This is a genomic window from Halalkalibacter sp. APA_J-10(15), assembly GCF_023017105.1.
Classification (GTDB): domain Bacteria; phylum Bacillota; class Bacilli; order Bacillales; family Bacillaceae_D; genus Halalkalibacter.
In genome coordinates this window covers 41,750-65,438 of record NZ_JALKEV010000010.1, presented here as the reverse complement: position 1 = coordinate 65,438, position 23,689 = coordinate 41,750, and the positions used below count along the sequence as shown (strand labels likewise).

General features: G+C 37.7%; 21 protein-coding genes. 19 read left to right on the top strand and 2 right to left on the bottom strand.

The genetic code is table 11. The annotated features are described in order from the left end of the window. Nucleotides 1–200: 200 nt before the first annotated feature. The 3 genes from MW695_RS12960 to MW695_RS12950 all read left to right on the top strand — a co-directional run bounded on the left by MW695_RS12960 (nt 201) and on the right by MW695_RS12950 (nt 3,004). Entirely contained in the window at nt 201–1,001 is an 801-nt protein-coding gene (locus MW695_RS12960) for a polysaccharide deacetylase family protein (RefSeq protein WP_247105775.1), read from the top strand. Nucleotides 1,002–1,194: 193 nt separating this feature from the next. Beyond that, the gene (locus tag MW695_RS12955) at nt 1,195–1,434 is read left to right on the top strand and encodes a glutaredoxin family protein (RefSeq protein ID WP_247105774.1); all 240 of its coding nucleotides are present in this window, start codon (nt 1,195–1,197) and stop codon (nt 1,432–1,434) included. Between the two features lie 91 nt (nt 1,435–1,525). Continuing rightward, nucleotides 1,526–3,004 carry a family 43 glycosylhydrolase gene (locus tag MW695_RS12950; RefSeq protein ID WP_247105773.1) on the top strand — a complete coding sequence of 493 codons (1,479 nt, stop codon included), beginning with the start codon at nt 1,526–1,528 and terminating at the stop codon, nt 3,002–3,004. Between the two features lie 215 nt (nt 3,005–3,219). Here MW695_RS12950 and glf read toward each other — a convergent pair whose 3' ends face one another. After that, nucleotides 3,220–4,326, bottom strand: a complete 1,107-nt coding sequence (glf, locus tag MW695_RS12945; RefSeq protein WP_247105863.1) for a UDP-galactopyranose mutase — start codon at nt 4,324–4,326, stop codon at nt 3,220–3,222. A gap of 390 nt (nt 4,327–4,716) precedes the next feature. On the opposite strand from glf, the gene MW695_RS12940 reads away from it, so the two are divergent. From MW695_RS12940 to MW695_RS12915, 6 genes are all read left to right on the top strand, one after another. After that, nucleotides 4,717–5,733 carry a glycosyltransferase family 2 protein gene (locus MW695_RS12940; protein WP_247105772.1) on the top strand — a complete coding sequence of 339 codons (1,017 nt, stop codon included), beginning with the start codon at nt 4,717–4,719 and terminating at the stop codon, nt 5,731–5,733. A gap of 143 nt (nt 5,734–5,876) precedes the next feature. Continuing rightward, on the top strand, nt 5,877–6,053 hold the full coding sequence (locus tag MW695_RS12935; protein WP_247105771.1) for a hypothetical protein: 177 nt from the start codon (nt 5,877–5,879) through the stop codon (nt 6,051–6,053). 160 nt (nt 6,054–6,213) lie between these two features. Further along, nucleotides 6,214–7,125: a DoxX-like family protein gene (locus MW695_RS12930; protein WP_247105770.1), complete on the top strand. Its 912-nt coding sequence runs from the start codon at nt 6,214–6,216 to the stop codon at nt 7,123–7,125. Nucleotides 7,126–7,130: 5 nt separating this feature from the next. Further along, nucleotides 7,131–7,811 carry a DUF4166 domain-containing protein gene (locus tag MW695_RS12925; RefSeq protein WP_247105769.1) on the top strand — a complete coding sequence of 227 codons (681 nt, stop codon included), beginning with the start codon at nt 7,131–7,133 and terminating at the stop codon, nt 7,809–7,811. Nucleotides 7,812–7,824: 13 nt separating this feature from the next. Continuing rightward, nucleotides 7,825–9,519: a YndJ family protein gene (locus MW695_RS12920; RefSeq protein WP_247105768.1), complete on the top strand. Its 1,695-nt coding sequence runs from the start codon at nt 7,825–7,827 to the stop codon at nt 9,517–9,519. A gap of 242 nt (nt 9,520–9,761) precedes the next feature. Continuing rightward, nucleotides 9,762–10,685, top strand: coding sequence for an iron-hydroxamate ABC transporter substrate-binding protein (locus MW695_RS12915; protein ID WP_247105767.1), 924 nt, complete (start codon nt 9,762–9,764; stop codon nt 10,683–10,685). A 78-nt stretch (nt 10,686–10,763) separates the two neighbouring features. On the opposite strand, the gene MW695_RS12910 is transcribed toward MW695_RS12915, so the two are convergent. Then, nucleotides 10,764–11,495 (bottom strand): GntR family transcriptional regulator, encoded by a 732-nt coding sequence (locus MW695_RS12910; RefSeq protein ID WP_247105766.1) that lies wholly within the window; start codon nt 11,493–11,495, stop codon nt 10,764–10,766. Between the two features lie 248 nt (nt 11,496–11,743). Here MW695_RS12910 and MW695_RS12905 point away from each other — a divergent pair, with 248 nt between their 5' ends. The 10 genes from MW695_RS12905 (at nt 11,744) to MW695_RS12860 (ending at nt 22,883) form a co-directional block, all read left to right on the top strand. Further along, nucleotides 11,744–12,703 carry an ABC transporter permease gene (locus MW695_RS12905; RefSeq protein ID WP_247105765.1) on the top strand — a complete coding sequence of 320 codons (960 nt, stop codon included), beginning with the start codon at nt 11,744–11,746 and terminating at the stop codon, nt 12,701–12,703. After that, on the top strand, nt 12,703–13,569 hold the full coding sequence (locus MW695_RS12900; RefSeq protein ID WP_247105764.1) for a carbohydrate ABC transporter permease: 867 nt from the start codon (nt 12,703–12,705) through the stop codon (nt 13,567–13,569). The genes MW695_RS12905 and MW695_RS12900 overlap by 1 nt, the downstream gene beginning before the upstream one ends. 104 nt (nt 13,570–13,673) lie before the next feature. Continuing rightward, nucleotides 13,674–15,230 carry a type 2 periplasmic-binding domain-containing protein gene (locus tag MW695_RS12895; RefSeq protein ID WP_247105763.1) on the top strand — a complete coding sequence of 519 codons (1,557 nt, stop codon included), beginning with the start codon at nt 13,674–13,676 and terminating at the stop codon, nt 15,228–15,230. Between the two features lie 15 nt (nt 15,231–15,245). Beyond that, a complete protein-coding gene (locus MW695_RS12890) occupies nt 15,246–15,998 on the top strand; it encodes a PHP domain-containing protein (RefSeq protein ID WP_247105762.1) in 753 nt (250 codons plus the stop codon). Continuing rightward, nucleotides 15,998–17,386 carry a sulfatase family protein gene (locus MW695_RS12885; RefSeq protein WP_247105761.1) on the top strand — a complete coding sequence of 463 codons (1,389 nt, stop codon included), beginning with the start codon at nt 15,998–16,000 and terminating at the stop codon, nt 17,384–17,386. The genes MW695_RS12890 and MW695_RS12885 overlap by 1 nt, the downstream gene beginning before the upstream one ends. Before the next feature lie 169 nt (nt 17,387–17,555). Then, nucleotides 17,556–19,073, top strand: coding sequence for a glycoside hydrolase family 43 protein (locus MW695_RS12880; protein WP_247105760.1), 1,518 nt, complete (start codon nt 17,556–17,558; stop codon nt 19,071–19,073). A gap of 465 nt (nt 19,074–19,538) precedes the next feature. Then, the gene (locus MW695_RS12875) at nt 19,539–20,108 is read left to right on the top strand and encodes an RNA polymerase sigma factor (RefSeq protein ID WP_247105759.1); all 570 of its coding nucleotides are present in this window, start codon (nt 19,539–19,541) and stop codon (nt 20,106–20,108) included. Continuing rightward, nucleotides 20,083–20,883, top strand: coding sequence for a hypothetical protein (locus tag MW695_RS12870; protein ID WP_247105758.1), 801 nt, complete (start codon nt 20,083–20,085; stop codon nt 20,881–20,883). Before MW695_RS12875 ends, MW695_RS12870 begins: the two co-directional genes overlap by 26 nt. Then, nucleotides 20,867–21,745 (top strand): ABC transporter ATP-binding protein, encoded by an 879-nt coding sequence (locus MW695_RS12865; protein ID WP_247105757.1) that lies wholly within the window; start codon nt 20,867–20,869, stop codon nt 21,743–21,745. The genes MW695_RS12870 and MW695_RS12865 overlap by 17 nt, the downstream gene beginning before the upstream one ends. Continuing rightward, nucleotides 21,738–22,883, top strand: coding sequence for a hypothetical protein (locus MW695_RS12860; RefSeq protein ID WP_247105756.1), 1,146 nt, complete (start codon nt 21,738–21,740; stop codon nt 22,881–22,883). Before MW695_RS12865 ends, MW695_RS12860 begins: the two co-directional genes overlap by 8 nt. Nucleotides 22,884–23,689: the final 806 nt, after the last annotated feature.

Genomic DNA, 23,689 nt, shown 5'->3' with positions numbered 1-23,689 from the left:
CTGTAAAGGCTCCGCGCAATGCTTATAAGAAAAGGCCGCTACGAAGTTGACTAGCAATGGCTTCGCTCATTGCTCTCATGATACGAGAATCAAATTTTTTTTAGTTCTCATGATAGGAAGTTTTTCTTATATAAGCAGGGAAATGAGAGAACTCTATCGAATAGTTTGATGCATGTTTATTAACAATCGAGGTGATCTCTATGCCGAAAGTAATGTTGGTATTTCCAGAAGGGAAGCATAAAGTGTTAACGATAAGCTATGATGATGGGAAGGGGGCTGATCGAAGGCTCGTTTCACTATTTAATCAATATGGACTAAAAGGAACGTTTCACCTGAACTCAGGTTTAATGGGTATTGATGATCGAATTGCAATAGATGAAGTAACTGAACTTTATGAAGGCCACGAGATATCGGCACACACGGTGACTCATCCTACTATTGCTAGATCTCCGAAAGAGCAGCTTATAGAAGAAGTCATGAATGATCGTAAAGCGTTAGAGTCTGTTACCGGCTATACGGTTAGAGGGTTGTCATATCCAAATGGGTCGTATAATCAAATGATTAAAGAATTATTGCCGCATCTAGGGATTGAATATGCCCGTACAGTTCATAGTACGGGTACATTTTCGATGCCTGATGATTTCCTCGAATGGAATCCAACCTGTCATCACAATCATCATTTAATGAAGTTTGCTAAAGAATTTATAAGCCTTCATAAGCAACAATATTTGTATATGTTATATGTTTGGGGTCATAGCTATGAGTTTGATAACGATAAGAATTGGGATATGATTGAATCGTTCTGTAAGCTGATTGGCGGACGTGAGGACATTTGGTATGCAACAAATATTGACATTATTGACTATTTAAAAGCTTTTCGGAATCTGAAATTTTCAGCTGGTAGTCAATTTGTCTTTAATCCTAATGCACGGTCTGTGTGGTTGAATGTTGACAGCACCATTTATGAGATAAAAGGCGGGGAACAAGTAAGGTTAAATTAGTTGCGAATATTTATAAAAAGTGATCAATCCATTTAGGATAGTTGAATCCTAAGAAAGGCACTGAAAAAATTGGGGTTTCAACTTTTTTGCTGATCTTAGCCTAAGGGCTTCTTCTGTGAGCACTAGGATTAACATTCTTTGATTCGTTCCTGTATAATACTCACTACATAACAAAAGAGAGGTGGCAATTTAAGTGAGTAAACAAGTGATCGTCTATTCAGCTGATGGCTGTGTAGAATGTACGTATGTGAAACAAATGCTAGAGAATGAAGGGATCGCTTTTGAAGTAAGGGATGTACTAAAGAATCGTGAGTATCAAAAGGAAGTTGAAAAGTTTGGGTTTATGGGAATCCCTGTTACGGTGTTGGGTGATAGAGCAGTGAAAGGGTTTAATCCTGAATTAAAGGAAATTGTAGAGTTAGCTAAAGGATAAAGACACTTATTAGTATGTTACATGGCCCTTCATGTAAGGTAGTCCCTTTCATGAAGGGTTTAAAGTGATGGAGAAAAGGTGGTGAGGAGAAATGAAGAAACGTCAGGCGTTTAATCCATATTTACCGAGCTTTGAGTATATTCCAGATGGTGAACCTTATGTATTTAATGACCGACTGTATGTTTATGGATCACATGATCGGTTTAATGGGAAGCTTTTCTGTTTAAATGATTATGTTTGCTGGTCTGCACCTGTAGATGATTTAAGTGCTTGGCGATATGAAGGGACAATTTATCGAAAAAAACAAGACCCGATGAATCGACTAGGCTTGTATCAAATGTTTGCACCTGATGTAGCGAGAGGGGCAGATGGAAGGTATTACTTATATTATACGTTAGGTTTTCGAAGTGTGATTGGGGTAGCTGTGTGTGATGAGCCTGCTGGTGAGTACGAGTTTTATGGGTATGTCAGCCATAGAACCGATGGTCGGAAATTATCAGAAGAGTGGGGAGCTCCTTATTTGTTTGATCCTGCTATCTTTGTTGATGATGATGGGAGAGTCTACTTATATTATGGTTTTGCACCGAAGAAGCCTGTTCCGTTTTTTCTTACAGGCTGGAAGAAGAAGGTCTTTAATGGAGGATATGTTATTGAGCTTGATTCTGATATGAAAACTGCTATATCGGAGCCTAAATTAATTTTTTCAAAAGTCGGTCATGCAGACGGTACGGGATTTGAAGGACATGAATTTTTTGAAGCAAGTTCAATGAGGAAAATAAACGATACGTACTATTTTATTTATTCCTCGATAAATGGTCATGAGCTTTGTTATGCAACGAGTAAAAGTCCAACTCGTGATTTTGTTTATGGGGGAACGATTATTAGTAATGGCGATTTATACATTAATGGCTCAAAGAAGGACCAAGACGCGTTAAATTATATCGGGAATAACCATGGAAGTATTGTTGAAGTTGAAGGGCAATGGTATGTATTTTATCATCGACAAACGAATCGTCATCATTATTCAAGGCAAGCGGCTGCGGAACGTATTGAAATAGAAGATGATGGTTCTATTGAGCAAGTAGAAATGACAAGTTGTGGCCTGAATCAAGGTCCTTTACGTGGGGAAGGTAAATATGAGGCAAGGATAGCTTGTCACTTAATGTCTCGTAATGGAGCAGGTCGGTATGGCGTTTATTTTGGTCATGTGACTTTTAAAGACCACCCTTATTTTACCCAAAGTGGTAAGGATCGTGAAAGTCGGCCAACACAATATATAGCAAATATGAGAGATGGTGCGAAAGCAGGGTTTAAATATTTTCAACTAGATCATTTAAAAGGAATCTCTGTAAAGGTTTGTGGTCAGGCAGTTGGATTTATATATGTGTCAGATTCAATGGATGGGGAACCATTTGCGAAAATAGAAATTGAACCAAGTAAAGAATATCGCCAATTTCGTACGAATACAAAAGTTGAAAATGGAGTGAAGGCGCTGTATTTTACCTTCAAAGGAGAAGGTGCGCTCGACTTTTATTCATTTGAGTTAATAGCATTGGAGGCCTCCTGCTAGGTCTCATCAAGAGAAAAAAGACGAGATAACGTAAAAGCGAGGCTGGGACAAAACAAAAGTGTTTAGCTGAGAATCCGAACATTTAGATAACGTAGCGAAGTATATTTCAGGAGCGGTGAATGTGCTCCACTCTAGATTTATTCGGTATCTCACTTATGAAAATACTTTTGTCCCAGCCCCATTTGTTTTTCCTTTTCGATCTTACCTTCATCTTGTTAATCAGTGATAAATTCCTTTTGTACGGTTGTTAAAGCAGCAGCGATCACTTGATGCATGTCATAGTATTTATAGGTCGCGAGTCGACCACCGAAAATAACGTTTGCTTCTTTGTCAGCTAATGCTTTGTATTTTCGGTATATCTCGTTATTACGGGCATTATTAATGGGGTAGTAAGGTGTATCACCAGGCTCCCATTCTTTCGGGTATTCCTCTGTAATGACAGTTGTGCTTTGTGTGCCAAATTCAAAATGCTTATGCTCAATAATTCTTGTATAAGGTGTTTCTCTATCTGTGTAATTAACGACGGCATTCCCCTGATAATTCTCTACATCCTTTAACACTCTCGTTTCAAAGTGCAAGCTACGGTAGTCTAAGATACCATATTGGTAGTCATAATATTGGTCAATCATGCCAGTAAAGACGACTTTATGTGCTAATGATTCTAATTCATCTCGAGTTTGAAAAAAATCGATGTTTAATTTAACGTCGATTCCTTTTAACATTTTTTCAATGATAGAAGTGTAGCCTCCGATAGGAATTCCTTGAAAGCGATCATTGAAATAATTATTGTCATACGTAAATCGAACAGGAAGCCTTTTAATGATAAAGGCTGGGAGCTCAGTCGCAGCTCGTCCCCATTGCTTTTCCGTGTAGCCTTTAATGAGCTTTTTATAAATGTCCGTACCGACTAAAGAAATGGCTTGTTCTTCTAAATTGCTAGGCTCTGTTATGTTAGCAGCTTCCCGTTGCTCCTTGATTTTACGTTTTGCTTCAGCAGGAGTCGTTACACCCCAAAGCTTATTAAATGTATTCATATTAAAAGGGAGATTGTACAATTCCCCTTTGTAATTTGCGATCGGAGAATTGGTGTAGCGATTAAATTCAGCGAATTGATTAATGTACTCCCAAGTGGCTTTGTCATTTGTATGGAAAATATGTGCTCCGTACTTATGTACGTGAATATCCTCGATTTCCTCTGTATACACATTACCTCCAATATGATCACGCTTGTCTATGACAAGGCATGATTTTCCTTTCTTTGTAGCTTCGTATGCGAATACGGAGCCGAATAGTCCAGCTCCGATAATTAAATAATCATACATGCGAATGTCCCCTTTATTTTCTGGTTGAATGTCTGCATTTGTTTGCACATCTTCATTTCTTTCTTATTATATCAAATATCCTTTTGTTTAAAATAGCAAGCTTATTTATGTTTAACAGGTTATACAATCTAATACGTACCAAGCTTTCAAGCGTACATATGAGAAATGAGTCAGTGATTATGATAGAATCGCCATCATACGGCTTTTTTAATCTTAATAATGTCTTAAGTTTGTTATGAATTTGTAAAAAAGGTGGTTATTAAACATAAAAAACTAAGAAAGCCTCTATCTTAAGTGATAAAGGGGTTGTAAAATGAATGAAGAAGTTGTAGAAATTTTTCTTAGTTTAGCTAGAGCCTGAAAAGGACGAAATGTAAAGGTAGTGTGCATATGAAACTATTATCAGTAGTTATACCGTGCTATAATTCAGCAGAGTATATGAGGCATTGTATTGAATCTCTGTTGCCTGGAGGAGAATATGTAGAGATACTGATAGTGAATGATGGCTCAGTGGATCAAACGGCTGCGATTGCAGATGAGTATGCGAAACGACATCCAACGATCATCAAAACAATACATCAGGAAAATGGTGGGCATGGTGAGGCTGTTAATACCGGTATTAGACATGCAACTGGGGTGTACTTTAAAGTGGTTGATAGTGATGATTGGGTTGATATTAGAGCCTATTTGAAGTTACTAGACACACTTCACAGTCTTGTAGAAAAAGAGAAGCAAGTTGATATGATTGTCAGTAACTTTGTTTACGAAAAGGAAGGTGCCACTTATAAAAAAGTTATTAAATATGATAAGGTACTTCCAGAAGGTAGAGTGTTTACTTGGAATGAAATGAAGAAGTTTCCAAAAGGGAAATATATCTTGATGCATTCCGTAATCTATCGAACTCAGCTGTTACGAGAGTGTGGATTAGAGCTACCTAAGCATACTTTTTACGTAGACAATTTATATGTGTATACACCACTTCCATATGTGAAGACTATGTATTATGTGAATGTTGATTTCTATCGATACTATATTGGTCGGGAAGGACAATCTATTCAGGAAAGCATCATGATTAAAAGGGTGGACCAACATATTAAGGTGAATAAGCTTCTTATTGAGACCGTGCAAATCGATGAAATTAAAGACGAGAACCTCCGACATTATCTGTTAAAGCATTTAGAAATTGTAACGGTCATTTCAACCTTCCTGTTAATTAAGTCGGGAACAAAGGAAAACCTTCGTAAGAAAAAGGAGCTTTGGAAGTATATTAAAAATAAAGATGCTCATTTGTATGGTTTTTTAAAATATGGTTTATTAGGGCCAATTGTTCATCTACCTGGTCGCCCAGGTCGGATGGTTTCAGTTGGGGTTTATAAAGTCTCGCAGAAATTAATTGGATTTAATTAATGAAGATTTTGTACTTTACCGGCTACGATCGATGAAATTTGCCGAAATGATCAGTTACAGGGTAAAACCGTATTGAAACCACGCACTGTTTTCATAAGCGCCTCCTAGTACGTCAAATGTTCAAATGAAGGAGGTGCTTACCTATGTCAGAAACTCCATTAACCATTGTACCTTTCCAACTTCATAAAGAAGCTTCTTCATATTTGCTATCTGCTTTACAGATGTTTGCATATTGTCTTAATCAAGAAGGTGATAACGTATTTGCTGAGTATCCTAGTATTTATACGGCTCTTGGGATGATTTTATTAAATGAGCGGTAATGTCACTTTGTTCGTTTATACGGTGATTGATATCCGGTCTGTTATTCTATAGTTCGGTTGTGGGTTACGGATGTATAAGCGTATTCATTCAATGAAAAGAATGTATGTTACAATCGCACTAACAAATAATCCTTTTTGATTATTTAATAAGGAGATGGATATGTCAAAGTCAAAGCCAATTTATGTGGAGACACTTATTAATACTGAAATGGAGAAATTGTGGGACTATACACAAAAACCGGATGTACATCAGCAGTGGGATTTGCGTTTTGCGAACATCACCTATTTACCGAAAGAAAATGAAGGTGACCCGCAGCATTTTCTATATCAAACGAATATAGGCTGCGGATTAACGATTAATGGAACAGGTGAAAGTGTTAAAACAGTTATGAAAAAAAATGAGCGCGTTTCATCATTGAAATTTTGGGCGAATCATCCGCTTTCTTTAATTGTGGAAGGGAGTGGCTATTGGAAATATACACAAACGAGTGATGGGATTGTTTTTCTTACGCAATATGATTATGCTACTCGTTTTGGCTATTTGGGTAAATTAATGAATGTTGTATTTAAACCCCTTATGGGATGGGCGACTGCTTGGAGCTTTGACTGTTTACGATTGTGGCTGGAGAAGGGGATTTCGCCACAAATGTCGATGATGAGAAGTCTTTTTCATATCATTGCTAGCTTTGTGCTTGCTTTTATTTGGATATACCAAGGGTTAGTACCGAAAGTATTGTTTCAAGATGCGGGAGAGTTAGAGCTGTTACAAGGTACTGGTTTGTTTCAAGGACAAGAGGAGTTGTTCCTCTATATATTAGGAGTGCTACAAATAGGTTTCGGGTTATCGTTTTTATGGTTAGGTCGGTATTGGTGGTTGCATGTTATTAATATTGTAGCGCTGATTTGTTTAGGAGTAGGTGCTCTAACGAGCAGTGCTTATCTGTTGGCGGCGCCATTCAATCCGCTAACATTAACAATGGCTATGATTGGATACTCAATACTAATGATTTTGAATCTGAAGGATTTGCCGAGTGCTGATCATTGTAAGAGAAAACGAGATCGTAGTAGGTGAAGAAAATGCCATCAATCTATGAAAGAGCTTTGGGAGAAGATTACCAATACTTACATCCGAAAATTCAGCGTAAGTTTGCATTGTCGAGTGGACAAGCTGTGGCAAGCAGAGCCGAGGGAGTCATGAATGAAATATGGGGTGGCCGCTTCTGGATGCGCCCATTTCTTCATTTTGGGGGAATGAAACATTTGACTTTCTCAGAACGTGGACAAAATATTCCATTTTCCTTAGAGAATTATGCATATATGAACTCATTTGGACAGGACTGCATGTCTTGGATACGAAGATTTCATTTTAAGCAAATTAGACATTTTGACGCAACGATGGTTTATAGTGAAAAGCAGAAGAAGGTTATAGATTACTTAGGTTCTGATCAGGACTTAGTTACAAAACTTGATATAGACGTTTTGTCAAATGGAGGAATAAAGCTCGTATCTGGGCCACTGTTTATTAATAGAGAGCAAAAAATTTTGAAACTTCCAAGTCTTTTCTCAGCAAAAGCAACTGCGAAGGAATGGTTTAATGATGAGCAAAATAGGTATCACATTGAAGTGGATGTGAAAAATCGTTATTTCGGAACGATTTTTGGCTATAAAGGAACGTTTACGGTTCAATATTATGACTTTAATGGGAATCTTCCGAGTGAGGTGAAACCACGTAAAGAAAAACCATTGAACTTGCTTTAAAAAGGAGAGAACGATGACAAGAACGATCATGATACAAGCAATAGCTGGACTTGCCGTTTGGCTTGCGTCTTTTTTTATTGTTGATATCGGACTAATTGAACGACTGTTATTATTTTCCATACTTGTGCTCGTACCGTTGATTCTTTACTTGACAGAAACGAAGGATCGTCATGGCGAATACTTTAAAACGTACAGAATCGCTGTTCATTTATTTTCGGTTGGTTCACTAATGGCATTTATATCTTTTTTCTTTTCACCAGGGGTACTAGCTGGGATGGTATCTGTTGGTTGGTTATTGTGGACAGGTATAGTGTTTGTCTATGGATTCATTAGGTTGGCGGCAAGGGGATTGGCACTTCTTGAGGAGATGAGTATTGACATTGGCTTAATGTATCTCTTGCTCGGCGGTGGCTGGTTTACGTTGTCTCAATTTGGAATCGATGTGATGAATTTTGGTTCATTAATTATCCTATTAACAGCCATTCATTTTCATTATTCAGCCTTTGTGACTCCTATTTTTCTTGGGTTGTTAGGAAGAGTGCTTAGGGAGAATGAGTATATGCCTATAACCTATCGGCTGGCAACGATCGGGGTCATGATTAGCCCGATAGGTGTGGCAGTTGGTATTACATACTCTCGTTTGGTTGAATTTACTTTTGTTGTATTGTTTGTACTATGTTTATGGATGTATACACTTCTCGTTATTAAATATGTACGAAAGAAACAAGCACATTTGGTCGGGTATCTTTTAATTAGTTTATCGGGTTTGATTCTTCTGTTTACGATGTTTCTTGCCTTTTATTATGGACTTGGTCGCTTATTGCGAGTTGACCTGATCCTTATCCCTGATATGGTGACATTACACGGAATTGGTAATGCGTTTGGCTTTGTGTTAATTGGTGTATTAGGCTGGCTAATAATCTTGCCTAAAATGTCTATGAACATATATGGAATCCCATTTAGCCACATCACAGGAAAGTGGAAAATAGGAGCAAATTTTTTTGAGAGGAATCAATTAAAAGCTGATAGTCGTTACCAAGGGCTAATGGATGATTTAAGTTTATTCGATCAATATGATTTTGATCCTCATCGAGTGAATGATGAGATTAGACAGTTCTATGAGAATCCCCTTTCCTTCAAGCTAGTATCAAAAACATATTGGCATAAGGGATTTCGATTGTTATCGAAGCTATATAAATGGATCAGTAGAAAAATGGAGCAAATTGATTTGCCATTACATGATCAAAAGGAAGAGCTTGAAGTAAACAGTAAGCTGATTGCGATAGATCCTAATGAAGATGGAAGAGAGCGACCTCGCGCGTGGATACGAACTGATAAAGAGTCGGGAAAGGCTGTTTTTGTAGCCTCATACTCTTATCATACTTATGGAGAGAAAAAATATTTAAACATCGCACTGCCTCTTCCACTCGGCCAAATGACAGCCGTTCTTCGCTTTGAAAATAACGAGTTTGAACACGGAGACGATGGTCTTGTGTTGACGAGTCAACCGAATAAATTTGGGAAAGGTGATGAAGGCATTTATTATGTCACAAAATGGTTTGTGATTCGCTTGCCTCTTGATGAACGTTTTCAGTTAAGGGTGGAAGACGGTAGTGAGTCGATATTGAAAGCGAACCATCGTATGTGGTTGTGTGGAAAACATTTTTTAACGATTGATTATTGGATTAGTAGAAATAAATATGAATAATGTCTGTTCCTCAATTGTTAGTAGCAGCTAACGATTGAGGTTTTTTTATAAATAGAAACTATAAAGATCAGAGGAGTTTTAAGTCTGATGATGAGAAGAAAGCTATTTATTTTTCAAAGATTCAATTGACAATGATTCTCATTGTTATATACTATATGAAGCTCTTATCATAGATATTGATGATCATCGATATCTATTCGATAGATGACAAACGATTAAAATTATAAAAAGGGGAAGTACAAATGAAAAAGCTATTAATTTCATTGTTGTTAATTTTCATACTCGTTCTAAGTGCTTGTGGAAGTGACGAGTCAACAGATGTAAGTAATTCGAAAGAAAGTGATCCAGAGGCTGATGCTGAAATGATAACGTATGAGTCAGAGCTAGGACCAGTTGAGGTTCCTGCTAATCCGCAGAGAATAGTTGCCCTTACTAACGGACCGAATGTTCTTGCATTAGATGGAAACATCGTCGGAATTGATGAATGGACAGAAGCTAATCCTCTATTTACAGAACGACTTAAAGGCGTTGAAATCGTATCAGATGCAACCTTGGAGAAAATTCAGGAACTAAATCCGGATTTAATTATTGCCGGATCTTGGCAAGAGAATCTTGATAGCCTAAGTAAAATTGCACCGACTGTTGTTTACACTTGGGGTGCATTAGACTATTTATCGCAGCAGCTTGACATTGGGAAGCTCTTGAATAAAGAAGAAGAAGCGGCAGCATGGATAGAGGATTTTCAAAATCGCGCTCAATCAACTGGAGATGAGGTTAGAGCGCTAATCGGTGAGGATGCGACTGTTTCTGTTTTTGAAAATGGAAATGATGAGCTTTATGTATTTGGAGATGATTATGCACGTGGGACAGAAATTCTTTATCAAGAAATGAAACTGAACATGCCTGAACAAGTAGAAGAAATGGCTCTGGAATCGGGTGTTTATACACTCTCTTTAGAAGCTGTTCCTGAGTTTGCTGGAGATTATATAGTCTTAAGTAAAAATCCGGATGCTGATGATTCAATGTTTGAACTGAATACATGGCAGAACGTGCCGGCTGTTCAAAACGATCAAGTCATTGAAATTAATAGTAAAGCATCGACCTATAGTGACCCGATCACACTTGAGTATTTACTTGATATATTTGAAGGTTACTTTTTAGATTAAAAAAGCATCAAGCATTAGTATTAATACCCTCAACTGTTAGTGATTCTAATAGTTGAGGGTATTTCATTCCTAATGGCCTTAACGCGTTCTTCTAATCCTGAATTTGAAAATGTCATTGCGCAAGTAGTCGTAGCTCAGCATTACTGGTCTGTTTAGCTCATCGTAATGTAACTGTATCATTTGCATAACCGTCGTATGAGGGTGGATGAGTAGCTTTTGACAATAGCGGTCAATATGAAGAGGGACGGCTAGCTCAGTATCGCTACGTACGGTTCTAATGTGACAGTTATTCTCTAGGAACTCTGTTAAGGAACCATGTAGCTCCTCTTGTTCGAATACATTTCCTACAATGGATTTTGGCATAAGGTTCAATGAGCAGACGACAGGTTCGCCGTTTGCAGTACGAATACGTTCATGTTGGACAATGGGTTCTCCCTCATTAATAGATAAATAGTCTGCCCATTCTCTTGTAGCCGGTACGACATCGGAATACTCCTTTTTTTCTCCTTCGATTAATCCTGCTGACTGGATTAATTCTCCGATCTTCGTTAGTTTTTCTAAACTGTTATCAATGTTTGGTAGAGGTGTTGTAACAAATGTACCAACGCCATGCTTCACATTTACTTTTCCTTCTTGTTCTAATAACTTTATCGCGGAACGAAACGTTTCTCTGCTAACGTGAAAGGATTTGGCCATTTGCATTTCTGAGGGTAGTTTTCCCCCAATTGCTAATTGGCCAGATGTGATCATGTCTTCTATCTGTTCTTTAATCACTAAATAACTAGGTTTGTCTAATGTTTTCTTTGACATTTTATCCACCTCTAGACCTCTTTTTATTTTGAGTATACCATTCTTTGAACTATTAAATGATTTTAATTTATAGAAAGAGATTATTTTTTTATATCGAAATCGGTATAATGCAAGGGTTTAATGCTATTTGTAAAAAGTGTATTAAGAAAATTTCATAGAAAATTTACACGTTTTAAACAATAGCTTAATGAAAGTCTAGTACGATCAAATTACGAAGACGTCTATACAACATAAATGAGGAGGTCTGTATGTCTCAAGCAAACACAGAATTACATAGCAATAAACATGTAAGAATAAATAAGAAGAACGAACGAATCAGATTGATAAAAAGAGGGATTCCTCTTTATATCATGATGTTACCTGGTGTACTGTTCTTCCTCTTGTTTAAATATGGACCGATGGTTGGCTTGTCCGTTGCCTTTATGGAATATGATCCGTTTAAAGGCTTCTTCCAAAGTGAGTGGGTAGGAATTGAACATTTTATTCGACTGTTTGAAGAGCGTGTTTTCTTAAGTTTATTATGGAATACATTTGTGTTGAGTATTTATGATATTATCTTTTATTTTCCTGCACCTATTCTATTAGCTCTACTATTAAATGAAATTCGGTTACGTTTTTTTCGGACAACCATTCAAACGATTTTATACACACCGCACTTTGTATCATGGGTTGTTATCGTTGGGATCACCGTTATGATGTTCTCGACACAAAATGGAAGCATCAATAACCTGCTTGTTGATCTTAGATTTGATCGGATTGAACTTATGACAGATCCAGGTTATTTTCGACCGTTATGGGTCATTCATAATATTTGGAATGGGATGGGTTGGGATGCGATCGTTTATTTGGCGGCGATGTCTTCTATTAATCCACAGTTGTATGAAGCTGCTAGGGTGGATGGGGCAACTAGATTGCAAATGATTTGGTATATTACACTTCCTTCAATTATGTATTTAATTGTGATTATGTTGATCTTACGCTTTGGTGGGTTTATGGATTTAAGCTTTACTCATATTTACTTACTTCAAAATTCCTTGAACATGAGTGTTTCAGATGTATTTGATACATATGTGTATCGTGCAGGTGTTATTGGTGGGCAATTTAGCTATACGACTGCAGTTGGTTTATTTAAATCAGTGATAGCACTTAGTATGGTCATGGTCGCAAATACGATTGCAAAGAAGATGGGGAAGGAAGGGGTTTATTAATGAGGAAGCTTAAGCTAACAGAGGATAAACTATTCGATCTTATTGTCTGTACGATGATCTCTCTCATTACATTAACAGTTCTATTACCGTTGCTCTATGTGTACGGTAGTTCAATCGCAGAACGAAGTGAATTTGTAACTAGAGGCTTTTTTATCATACCGAGAGAGCTTACGTTTGATGCTTATATCTATTTAATGAATAACAAGGAGTTTCTAAATGCCTTTAAAAACGCGGTAGTGATTACAGTGGTAGGGACGTTTTTGAATGTTTTACTCACTACGTTGATGGCATATGGCTTATCAAAAAAATGGCTACCAGGACGCACAGTGATCAATTTTATGGTTTTATTTACAATGCTTTTTAGTGGTGGGATGATTCCACTTTACTTAATTGTAAATAGCTTAGGGCTGCTTGATTCGTATTGGGCGATCTGGTTAACGAGTGCGATTTCTCCGTTTTATTTAATCGTTATGCGTGGCTTGTTTGGTAATATTCCACGTGAGTTAGAGGATGCAGCAAGAATTGATGGTTGTGGGGAGTGGCGTTTACTACTGACGGTTGCCTTACCATTAGCGAAGCCGGCGATTGCAACCTTTACGATTTTTTATATGGTTGCGCATTGGAACTCTTATTTTGAAGCAATTTTGTATTTACATGATCAAAGTCTAATGCCGTTACAAGTCATGCTTAGGCGGTTGATCATACAGGATGAAGAATTATTAGGAAGTGAAACAGCAGACATTTTATTTAGTCCAGCTGTTCCGATGGCTGCGATTGTGATTACGATTACGCCTCTTATTATCGTGTTTCCTTTCTTTCAGAAGTATTTTAATAAAGGTTTTTTATTAGGGTCTGTGAAGGAGTAGGAGGAGAAAATGAACAGAAAGGAGTTGGTTGATGAACCGTTTGTTATTCATAAGATTATGGTGATGTTTGTCTAAGGTAGTTAAAAAAGGAGGATGGAATAAGAATGAAGAAATATGGATGGTTTGTATTGTTATTGCTGTTCGTTTTAGTTGTCGTAGGTTGTGCTACTAATAGTGAAGAGACTATGCAAACAGAGGAAAATAAAGAATTATTAGATGCAGAGGTAGTAGATGACTTTGAACCATATAACTTTGATGAACATTTAACGATTTCGATGCTAACAACTGGTTCACCCATTCAATATGAAGGTAACGCAGTATTTGAATACATTGAAGAAAAATTTAATGTCACGTTTGATATCCACTATTATGATCGTGATGATTTTGATACGTATTTAAGTACTCTTGCAGCAAGTGGTGATTTACCAGATATTTGGCGCTTCGGTTATAATGATCCACGAATGTTTAATGATTGGGCAGAACGCGGTGCTTATTATGATGTGAAACCTTTGCTTGAATACCATCCGGAGCTTGAAGCTGGAATACCGACGTGGGCATGGGAAGTGTTAAATCCACCAGGGCACTATTTTGGGGTGCCTGAATACCGCTTGCAAACAAGAAATGTACTTGCGATCCGTCAAGATTGGCTCGATAATCTTGGATTAGACGTACCGGATACATTGGAAGAATTTTATGAGGTGGCTCATGCGTTCGCTAATCAAGATCCAAATGGGACTGGTCGGAATGATACAATCGGCTTTTCTGCTCTAGGCTTGTTTGCAGAAGAAGGAACAGCATGGAGAGGCGGAGCATTCGGGCTTGCGCGAGAATGGAAAGAAATTGACGGTGAGCTTGTGCCATATCAAGCGCAATTGGATGAGTTAACAGAATATATTACATTTATGAGGAAGGCTTATGAGGAGGATGTGTTAGATAAGGATTTCATGCTGCATAGCGATTGGCGTGATGCTAATGAACGCTTGAGTGAAGGAATTGCTGGTATTGAATACGTGAATCCAAATAGTGTTCATAGGAAAGAAGCAGAGGATATTAAAGCTCATGATCCGGATGCGGCGTTGACGTTCCTTCCCCCTCCAGCTGGTCCAGATGGGGAAAGAACGACACCGACAAGGCCTAGTTATTTTAAAAAGGTGATTAATGCTAATGTTACTCAGGAAAAGGCGCATCGAATTCTAGCGATCTATGAATGGAACATTACGGAAGGATATGAAATTACACGTCATGGTTTAGAGGATATTCATTATACGGTTCATGAAGATGGTACGGTTGAACAATTAGATGCATGGGAAGAGCATGAGCCGGCATCAATTGGAACGGATATATTAAGAGCATGGAATCCGTTGCATCGGGCTTACTGGTGGTTAGGTGAAGAGTTTGAGCAAGAGTTAGCTGCTCAATATGAAATGAATGAGAAGTATATTTGGGAGGATGATAACCCCGGATTAGTCTCGGACAAAAATGTTGAAATCGGTGCGCAGCTAAATGCGGAGTTCGAGCAAATGTTAACAGAGGTTGTGGTCGGTAGAAGAGGGATGGAGGATGTTCAATTAGCTGTTGAACAATGGCTTGAGAATGGTGGACAAGAAATCATCGATGAAGTGAATCAATTATATTTTGAATATAACACTGCGCGTCAATGAAAATGGAGGTATATAATGAAGATTGATTTGCATACACATGGAAAGTTGAGTAAAAAAGCAGAATTTACGTTAGATGGGTTTCGTGAGCATGTTCTACAAGCGAAAGAAATTGGTTTAAGTGGCTTTGCGTTAACAGAGCATTTTAATACGACTAACTTTGAATTTATTTATGATACATTAGATGCCCATTATTCTTATATGAATGACTACTATGATGTGGAGGGCTTGCGAGTATTTCCTGGGATGGAGGTTGATATTCAAGAGGTCGGTCATATTCTCCTCATCGGAAAACGTCAAGACATGAAAGAGATAAATGAATTCTTAGTTCCGTATCGTGCAAAAGAGAGCTTTATTCCTTTTGATAGCTTATTAGCATTCGTTCGTCCTTATCATGTCTTGAAAATCGGTGCACATCCATTTAGAGAATCCAAAGGGCTAGCTCATCTTGATAAGGGGCGTTTAAAGCAATTAGATGCTTTAGATTTAAATGCGACAGATTTATACCATCAAGGCCTGAAAATGAGAATGGAATTAGTTATTTTTGCAAATGAATTACAGCTTCCTGTTGTTGCGGGAAGTGACACTCATCACTCTCTTCAATTTGGTAGTGTTTATAATGATTTGAGAGAAGAAGTCTCTACTATTCAAGAATTGAAAGATGTGATTATGAGAAATGCTTATGATATCGAGATTTCACCATGTTTAAAGGAAAAGGTAAAGGCAGCCCGTTTAGTTAAAAAAACATTAAAGAAAAGTTTGAGTGTTTAATGAGTAGTAAGGAGAGACGGCCGAATATTTTACTCATTTTACTTGATCAATTGCGGGCTGATTACCTTGGGTATGCACAAACGGTTGTGCATACCCCGCATATTAATCGCTTGGCGAAGCGGGGCGTGACATTTACTCAGGCAGTTTGTAATAGCCCAGCGTGTGTTCCTAGTCGCGCATCAATGATGAGTGGTCGATATCCGCATCGGATCAATGTGTTAAATAATGATCAGCATTTTCCTTTAAATCAGAAAACGTATATGCAGGAATTACGCCAGGCTGGTTATCAAGTTGCTGGAATTGGAAAGCTTGAGTTACATAAATCAGACCTTCAATATGGAGAAAAAGGAAATAAACCGATTAATTATCATTTTGGATATACACATCCATTTGAAACGGAAGGGAAGATGAGCTCAGCGAAATCTCATATAAAAAATGGTCAAGGACAGTTGTTGACAGGACCCTATCAATATTACCTTGAAGAAAAAGGGTTGCTGCAAACCTACATAGAAGACTATCGTGGCAGAGAACGACGGCCACCGTGGTATTCGTCCTGTTCTATCCTAGAAGAACAAGATCGTATTGATTCTTTTGTGGGGAGGCAGGCGTGCTCCTTTATAGAAGAGGCTTCATCTGAGAATCCGTGGTTTTGTAGTGTGAACTTCTTAAGCCCTCACGATCCGTGGGATGCACCAAAGCGTTATTATGATATGTATAAGGATACTCTGTTCCCTCTATCTATTCCTAAAAAACAAACAGGTAAGCCGTCTTGGATTATTAGAAGACAAAAGGATCATAGTGCGAATCTGACAGAAGAGGCATTAAATGAAGTGAAAAGGCATTATGTAGCAATGATTACACATTTAGATGAATGGGTAGGAGCATTGGTTGATCGTATAAATGAACGCCATGAGGAACGAGAGACGATTGTTCTATTTGCTTCTGATCATGGCGAAATGCTAGGTGATCATGGATTGTTTAGAAAAAATGTGATGTATGAAGGAGCTGTACGTGTTCCGTTAATTATTTCAGATCCAACTGAAAATCATATTGCTGGAACGAAGAATGACGAATTAGTGGAACTGATCGACTTGTTTCCGACCATTTTGGAAATGGCTGGTATTGATTGTACCTCACATAATATAGATGGAAAAACATTGTATCCGATCATTAAAGGGCAAGCAAGAGGCAATCATAAAGCATTTCAATATGCTCAATGGAATCAAATTAAAATGGTTCGTACTCATCAATATAAATTGATAGAACATGGTGAACAGGGAATGGAATTATACGACCTACAAGCGGATCGTAAGGAACTGAATAATCTAGTCAATGAGAAAGAAGATATTGTCTACTCATTGACTCAATTGTTAAACCAACTAGCATAAATATAAAAAATCCTATTACGAATTCAATTGAATTCGTAATAGGATTTTTTACGTATAATGATAATATAATTATGAAATAATTAATAGTTATATTTCTATTTTGTGTTTATTTTGTTATAGTGTTAAATAAAAGGTTTATCAATACAGGTGAAAAAGGGAGATAGATCGTATGACAAAAACAATGATAAGGAACCCCATATACTGGGCTGATATTCCCGATGTTGATGTGATTCGGGTTGACTCTGTTTATTATATGGTGAGTACGAGTATGCATACAGTACCAGGCTGTCCGATTATGAAGTCAGAAAATTTGGCTGATTGGGAGATAGTTGGTTATGTGTTTGATACGTTAGAGGACAATGATGCTCATTGTCTGTTAGATGAGAAAGGAATTTATGGACAAGGGTCGTGGGCGGCTAGCTTACGCCATCATAATGGAACATTCTATGTTTGCTTCTCTAGTAATGATATGAATCAATTTTACATTTATCAGACTAAAGATATTGAAAAAGGTGAGTGGGAGCGTTCAACGATTGAAGGCATTTACCATGATCCCGCTCTGTTATTAGATGAGGAGCGCGTCTATGTGATCTATGGCTGTGGTGATATCCGAATGACAGAGCTAACAGAGGATGTAAAAGCAGTCAAAGAGGGTGGAGTGAACGAGCTGCTGCTAGAAACTGAAAAGGAAGGGATCGGTCTTCGATGCGAAGGGTGCCATGCTTACAAACTGAACGGTTACTACTACTTACTATTTATTGAATGGCCAACAGGAGGAAATCAGAGAAGACGGCAAATCGCATATCGTTCTAAGGAGCTACTTGGAGAATATGAACGTAAAGTTATTTTGGATGACGATATGGGATATTTTAATAAAGGGATTGCTCAAGGTGCTATTTTCGATACACCGACTAATGAGTGGTTTGCGATGTTGTTTCAAGACCATGATGCGGTTGGAAGAATTCCATACATACTGCCTGTAAGCTGGGAAGATGATTGGCCGATGATTGGAATCGATGGAAAGGCACCGGAAGAGTTTGAAATCGATTTGCAAACAACGACAATGAAAAAGCCTCTTGTCATAAGTGATGAATTCTTTTATGAAGACAATGAACTAGCATTGAATTGGCAGTGGAATCATAATCCTGATCATGATAAATGGTCTGTGAAAAAGCGTCCAGGTTATTTGCGGCTAGAAACGTGTCAGCTAGTAAGTAGTGTGTTACAGGCACGAAATACGTTAACACAACGGACAGAAGGGCCAAAATGCTCGGCTTCAATTAAGCTTGAGCTAGCTCATATGGAGGCAGGTGACCATGCAGGGATGGTTGCTCTTCAAAGTCATTTCGGTACGGTTGGTGTTAAGGCTTTGGGTCGTAACGACTATCGTGTTGTGATGACGATGAACGAAGACGGACATAATGAAAGAGAAATCGAAAATATCCCATATGAACAGGAAGTAATCGATCTCAAAGTTGATTTCAACTTTATTGATAGTCAAGATTTAGCGACATTTTATTATTCATATAACGGACAAGAATGGAATCAAATCGGGGAGCCTTTACGGATGAAATATACGTTAGATCATTTTATGGGCTATCGAATTGGAATCTTTAATTATCCGACAAAGAGAACCGGTGGGTATGTAGATGTTGATTATTTTCATTATGAAAAAATTAAACGATAAGTGTGCTTGTAATAGAATGTTCTAAAGGGTAAAGACCTTTTAGGGCATTCTTTTTTGAAGAAGTATGAGGAGTAGTCAAGTTGGGTGTGTAAGCCGGTTCAGGGGTGGCGTCGGCTTCATACGTTACATGTTAGTCTGAAAGAAGGATCCCTTCAGATTAACTCAAGCACTTGTAACGATTACGACGTAATTAAGAAAAGACTGTTGCTCAGCTTTCCTTATTGTATAGCTAGAATGTCATCATTATTCAGAACGTAGACAAAAAAATTCTCAAAGGTATTTTTACGTTACTTCTTCTATTCAAAGCGTGCCCCCATTCCAGTCAAAGCGACGTATCGTAGCAACTAATCAAAAAGCCTGTCGACTGTTTCGATTTTGCGAGACAGTTGACAGGTTGAATGATTATGAATATGTTAAATCCTTATTTCTTTTTATTTCGTTATGATAAGTAGAGGTGGTGAGAGAATGCCGACTGATCAAGAATTAATAGAGGAAATTATAAATGGTAGTCAAGCTGCGATGGAAGTACTAGTCAAAAGACATTATAAGCTTATTTTTTCATACGTTTATCGAAAAGTTGGCGACTATCATCTCGCATATGATATGACGCAAGAAGTGTTTATTAAGCTGATGAAATCAATTACCAGCTATCACAATAGTGGAGAGTTTAAGCATTGGCTGCTTAAAATTGCGGTTAATCAGTGTCGTGATTATTTTCGAAGTAGCGCTTATAAGAAGAAAGCTGGTGAAGAAGAGTTGGGTACTCATGTGCCAAGTCATCAGGAGTCAGTATGGGATTTAGTTAGCAAAAAGGCTGATAGTGAAAAAGTAAAGGCAGCCGTTGCGCAGTTACCTGATTACCAGAGAGAGGCCATTATTTTACGGTTCTATCACGGTTTGAAGGTGAAGGAGATTTCTGAAGTAACCAATAGTAAGGAAGCAACGGTAAAATCAAGGGTCAAGCAAGGAGTAGACAAGCTCAGAAGATGGTTAAAAGGAGGGGACGAGAGTGAAGAAAAACGAACATTTCGATAAGTTTAAGAAATTACAGGATGAATTAGATTGTTATATTGTGAAATTTCCCAATGATGAGATGATTGAGTCAACTGTTGATTCATTAAGGCAATATGTTCCTCAGAAAGAAACGCAGGCTAGTTCAAAAATCGAGAAGATGAGAGCGTTGGTTTCTCGGGCAGGAAGGGAGATAGCGTTTATTCATAAAGGGTTTTGGGCTATAAGTTGTTTTCTATTATTTATTGGTTACTATATCTCGAATGTGACGATGACAAACCCACTCTTTATTCTTATTTTATTAGCTCCTCTTCCCTTTGCATTAGGGCTATTAGAAGTGTTTCGTGCAAGAGATAAAGGACTACTTGAGATGGAGATGGCATGTAAACATTCTGTTTATGAAGTCGTTCTTTCAAGACTTTTCATCATTTCTGTCTATAACATCATCCTAATGGTTGGTGTGACGATTTTAGTCATGCCGAATCTTCCTCATTATTCTCTTTGGGAGGTTTCGTTAACTTGGATGACACCTTTTACATGGTTTGTGGCTCTTGCTTTATTTATTAGCGTACATGTTCGTGGATTGGTGTTTGTCCCTTTATTTATGGCGTTATGGGCCATGTTTAGCTTTCTTTTGTTCTCACAACATTCATGGGTAGAGGTTATCACTCATGTGAATCTTGTTCTACACGTCGTGTTCTTACTAGTAGGAGCCACTCTATGTGTCATTCAGCTTAAGCGCACGGTAAGGAAATATTCATCATATGAAAGGGTGGGAATCGGTGAAGCTAGTTTTTGATAACGTTGCGAAGAAGTTTAAGGATACATGGGCGGTGGAGCCCTTTTCGGCAGAACTAACAGAGGGTGTCTATGCGTTGTTAGGGCCAAATGGTTCAGGGAAGACAACGTTGATGAGAATGACTGCACATATTTTAAAACCAACTTCAGGTAGAATCTTGTTAGATGGGAAGGATATATCGTTGTTGGATGAAAAGTATCGAGATTTATTAGGGTATTTGCCACAAGACTTTGGCATGTATCCTCATTTTACTGCTGAACGTTTTCTTAATTATTTTGCTAGCTTAAAAGGGCTCGATAAGCAGCAGACAAAAGAGAAGGTAACTGAAGTATTGAAGATTGTCCATCTAGAGGAGAGTCGGAAAAAGAAGGTGAGGACATTTTCAGGTGGGATGAAACGACGCCTTGGAATTGCACAAGCATTATTAAATGATCCACGTATCGTAGTTGTCGATGAACCAACGGCTGGACTTGATCCGAAAGAACGAATTCGATTTCGGAATTTATTATCAGATATTTCTCAGGAAAGAATTGTATTATTATCTACACATATTGTTTCTGACATTGAATATATCGCAAAAGAAATATTCATCATGGAAAATGGAAGCTTGAAGCAAACGAGCAATGTAGACGGTCTACTAGCTGAAATGGATGGTAAGGTGTGGAAGGTGCTCATGAAACAAGAAGAATTGCACTTGGTACAAACTCATTATAAAGTCGGTAATATTCAGAGAAAAGAGCACGAAGTCGAAGTTCGCATTGTCAGTGATGAACAGCCGTTTGATCATGCAAAGGCAGTGCCCCCTACATTAGAGGATGTGTATTTGTACCATTTCTATGAGGAGGTTCAGGAGAATGTATAAGCATGAATGCTATAAGATATTTACACGTAAAAGTAGTTACGTCGTGTTTGCTCTTGTGCTTGCTTTAATGGTTTATGCAGAGAGAGTGCCTGCTGATTGGAACATGGCAAGTGACATATACGAGGAGTTATATGAAGAACTAGGTGGACCGGTATCTGAAGAGAAGGAGTCGTATGTTCGTGAACAAATGGAGGCTTCAGATGCCCATGAACTAGGTATTTATACAGAAGAGGATAGAATAGCTGGAGAAGTCTATTACTTAGTGTCTCTAGCAGGACTAGGGTTACAAGAGAATACGGCTCGTCAGAATGAACTGAAGGAACAAATGGACAGGTTAAGTGCTAGTCGTTATGACTATAGAGTAGCTGAAAAGGAACTTGGGATGCTAAAGGAAGTTGAGAGTTCCTATGGCTTTTATATTGTTCAAGCGTGGTTAGGAATGTTTCATTTCATCGAGCCGTTTTTTTCTGTTATTTTATTAGCCATTTTAATTTTGATTGGCTTATCTCCTGTTTTTGCAGATGAATTTACTCAAAGGACAACAGGGCTCATTTTAGCGACGAAGAATGGAAAGAGTCATTTGGTGACCGCGAAATTAATGGCAGCTGTTACTTATATCGTTACAATATTTCTATCGTTGCATGTCTTTAATTTTATTTTACAGCTTAATAAGTATGGTGGGATACAAGGGTGGAATGCGCCGATTCAAAGCTTGAAAACGGCGTCTCCGTATTCAAATTATTTTAACTCTCCATTTGCATGGGAGGTTTGGCAATTTTATGCTGTTACATTAAGTGTGCAATTTTTTGGAAGTGTTGCTTTCGCATTAGTCGTTCTTAGCGCCTCCGTTTTTACGAGAAATGCACTCGTTACGTTTTTTGTTTCTGGCGTGGTTTTAGGTTTACCTCGCGTAATGAATGTGATCGGTTCAGAATATCAATGGGCACACTTTCTAACGTCTTTTAGTTATATGGAAACGTTACGAATCGAGAGGTTATTTTCATCATTCAATGCTTATAACGTGCTAGGGCAACCGATTTTATACCCCGTCTTGCAAGTGATCATATATACGATTATTTCCGTTTGCTTGATTGGGTTCATTTATCGTGTGTTTCGTAAGCATCAGGTAAGTTATTAAAAGGAAGAATGTGCTGGCTGATCGTTTGCAGTCAGCTCTTTTTATTCATAGTGCGTAATGTACAGATAAGCCGAATGGTTGAGCAGATTATAATGATCGAAAACGTAATAAGTAATAAAATTGGATGTGAAACAGTGTCGTAAATGGTGAGAAGATAAAGTAAGCAAATGAGAGATATACCAACTAGAATAAAGTCTAGTGCAAGTAATAAAATCGATTTCCGTGTGTTATGTGTATTAGGATTAGCCATAGTTGCATCTCCTTTTTCCATGTTAGGTATATATTAACATAAGAATGGGTCTGAGTAGAGTGACTTTTTTAAGATTTTGGTTTACGTGAGTATCACTTGATTTTTTGTTTGTGATGTAACGTTAGTAAACAAGAGGAGAATAGTTAGTAGTGTATGTTGGAAAAATCGGTTAGCTAAAACATTACTTGTTTTTATTGAGATGCATTTATGGGCTTAGGTAAAAGGCGATTAGTAAAGTAGTCCCTTTTTTTAAAGAAATAAGTGTAAAACTATTAAAAGAAAAAGCTAAGATAGCCATTTTTTTAATAAGTGTTGTGATTAGCTTGTATTAAGTTAACGATAAATATAGTAAGTCTCTCAACAGAGATAAAAATTACATTTTCTAAGTGAACTGATAATGCAGAGTAGATCGTTTGAGCCGTGTTACTGTTTTAAAAACATTGAATAATAAAGTGGGTATTAGAGGGGACTAAAATATAAATGTATGTACGTGGATATTAGAATGAAGATGCTAAAAGGGGTTGTTTTAAAAGGTGTGTTTATTGATCTTTTAAAA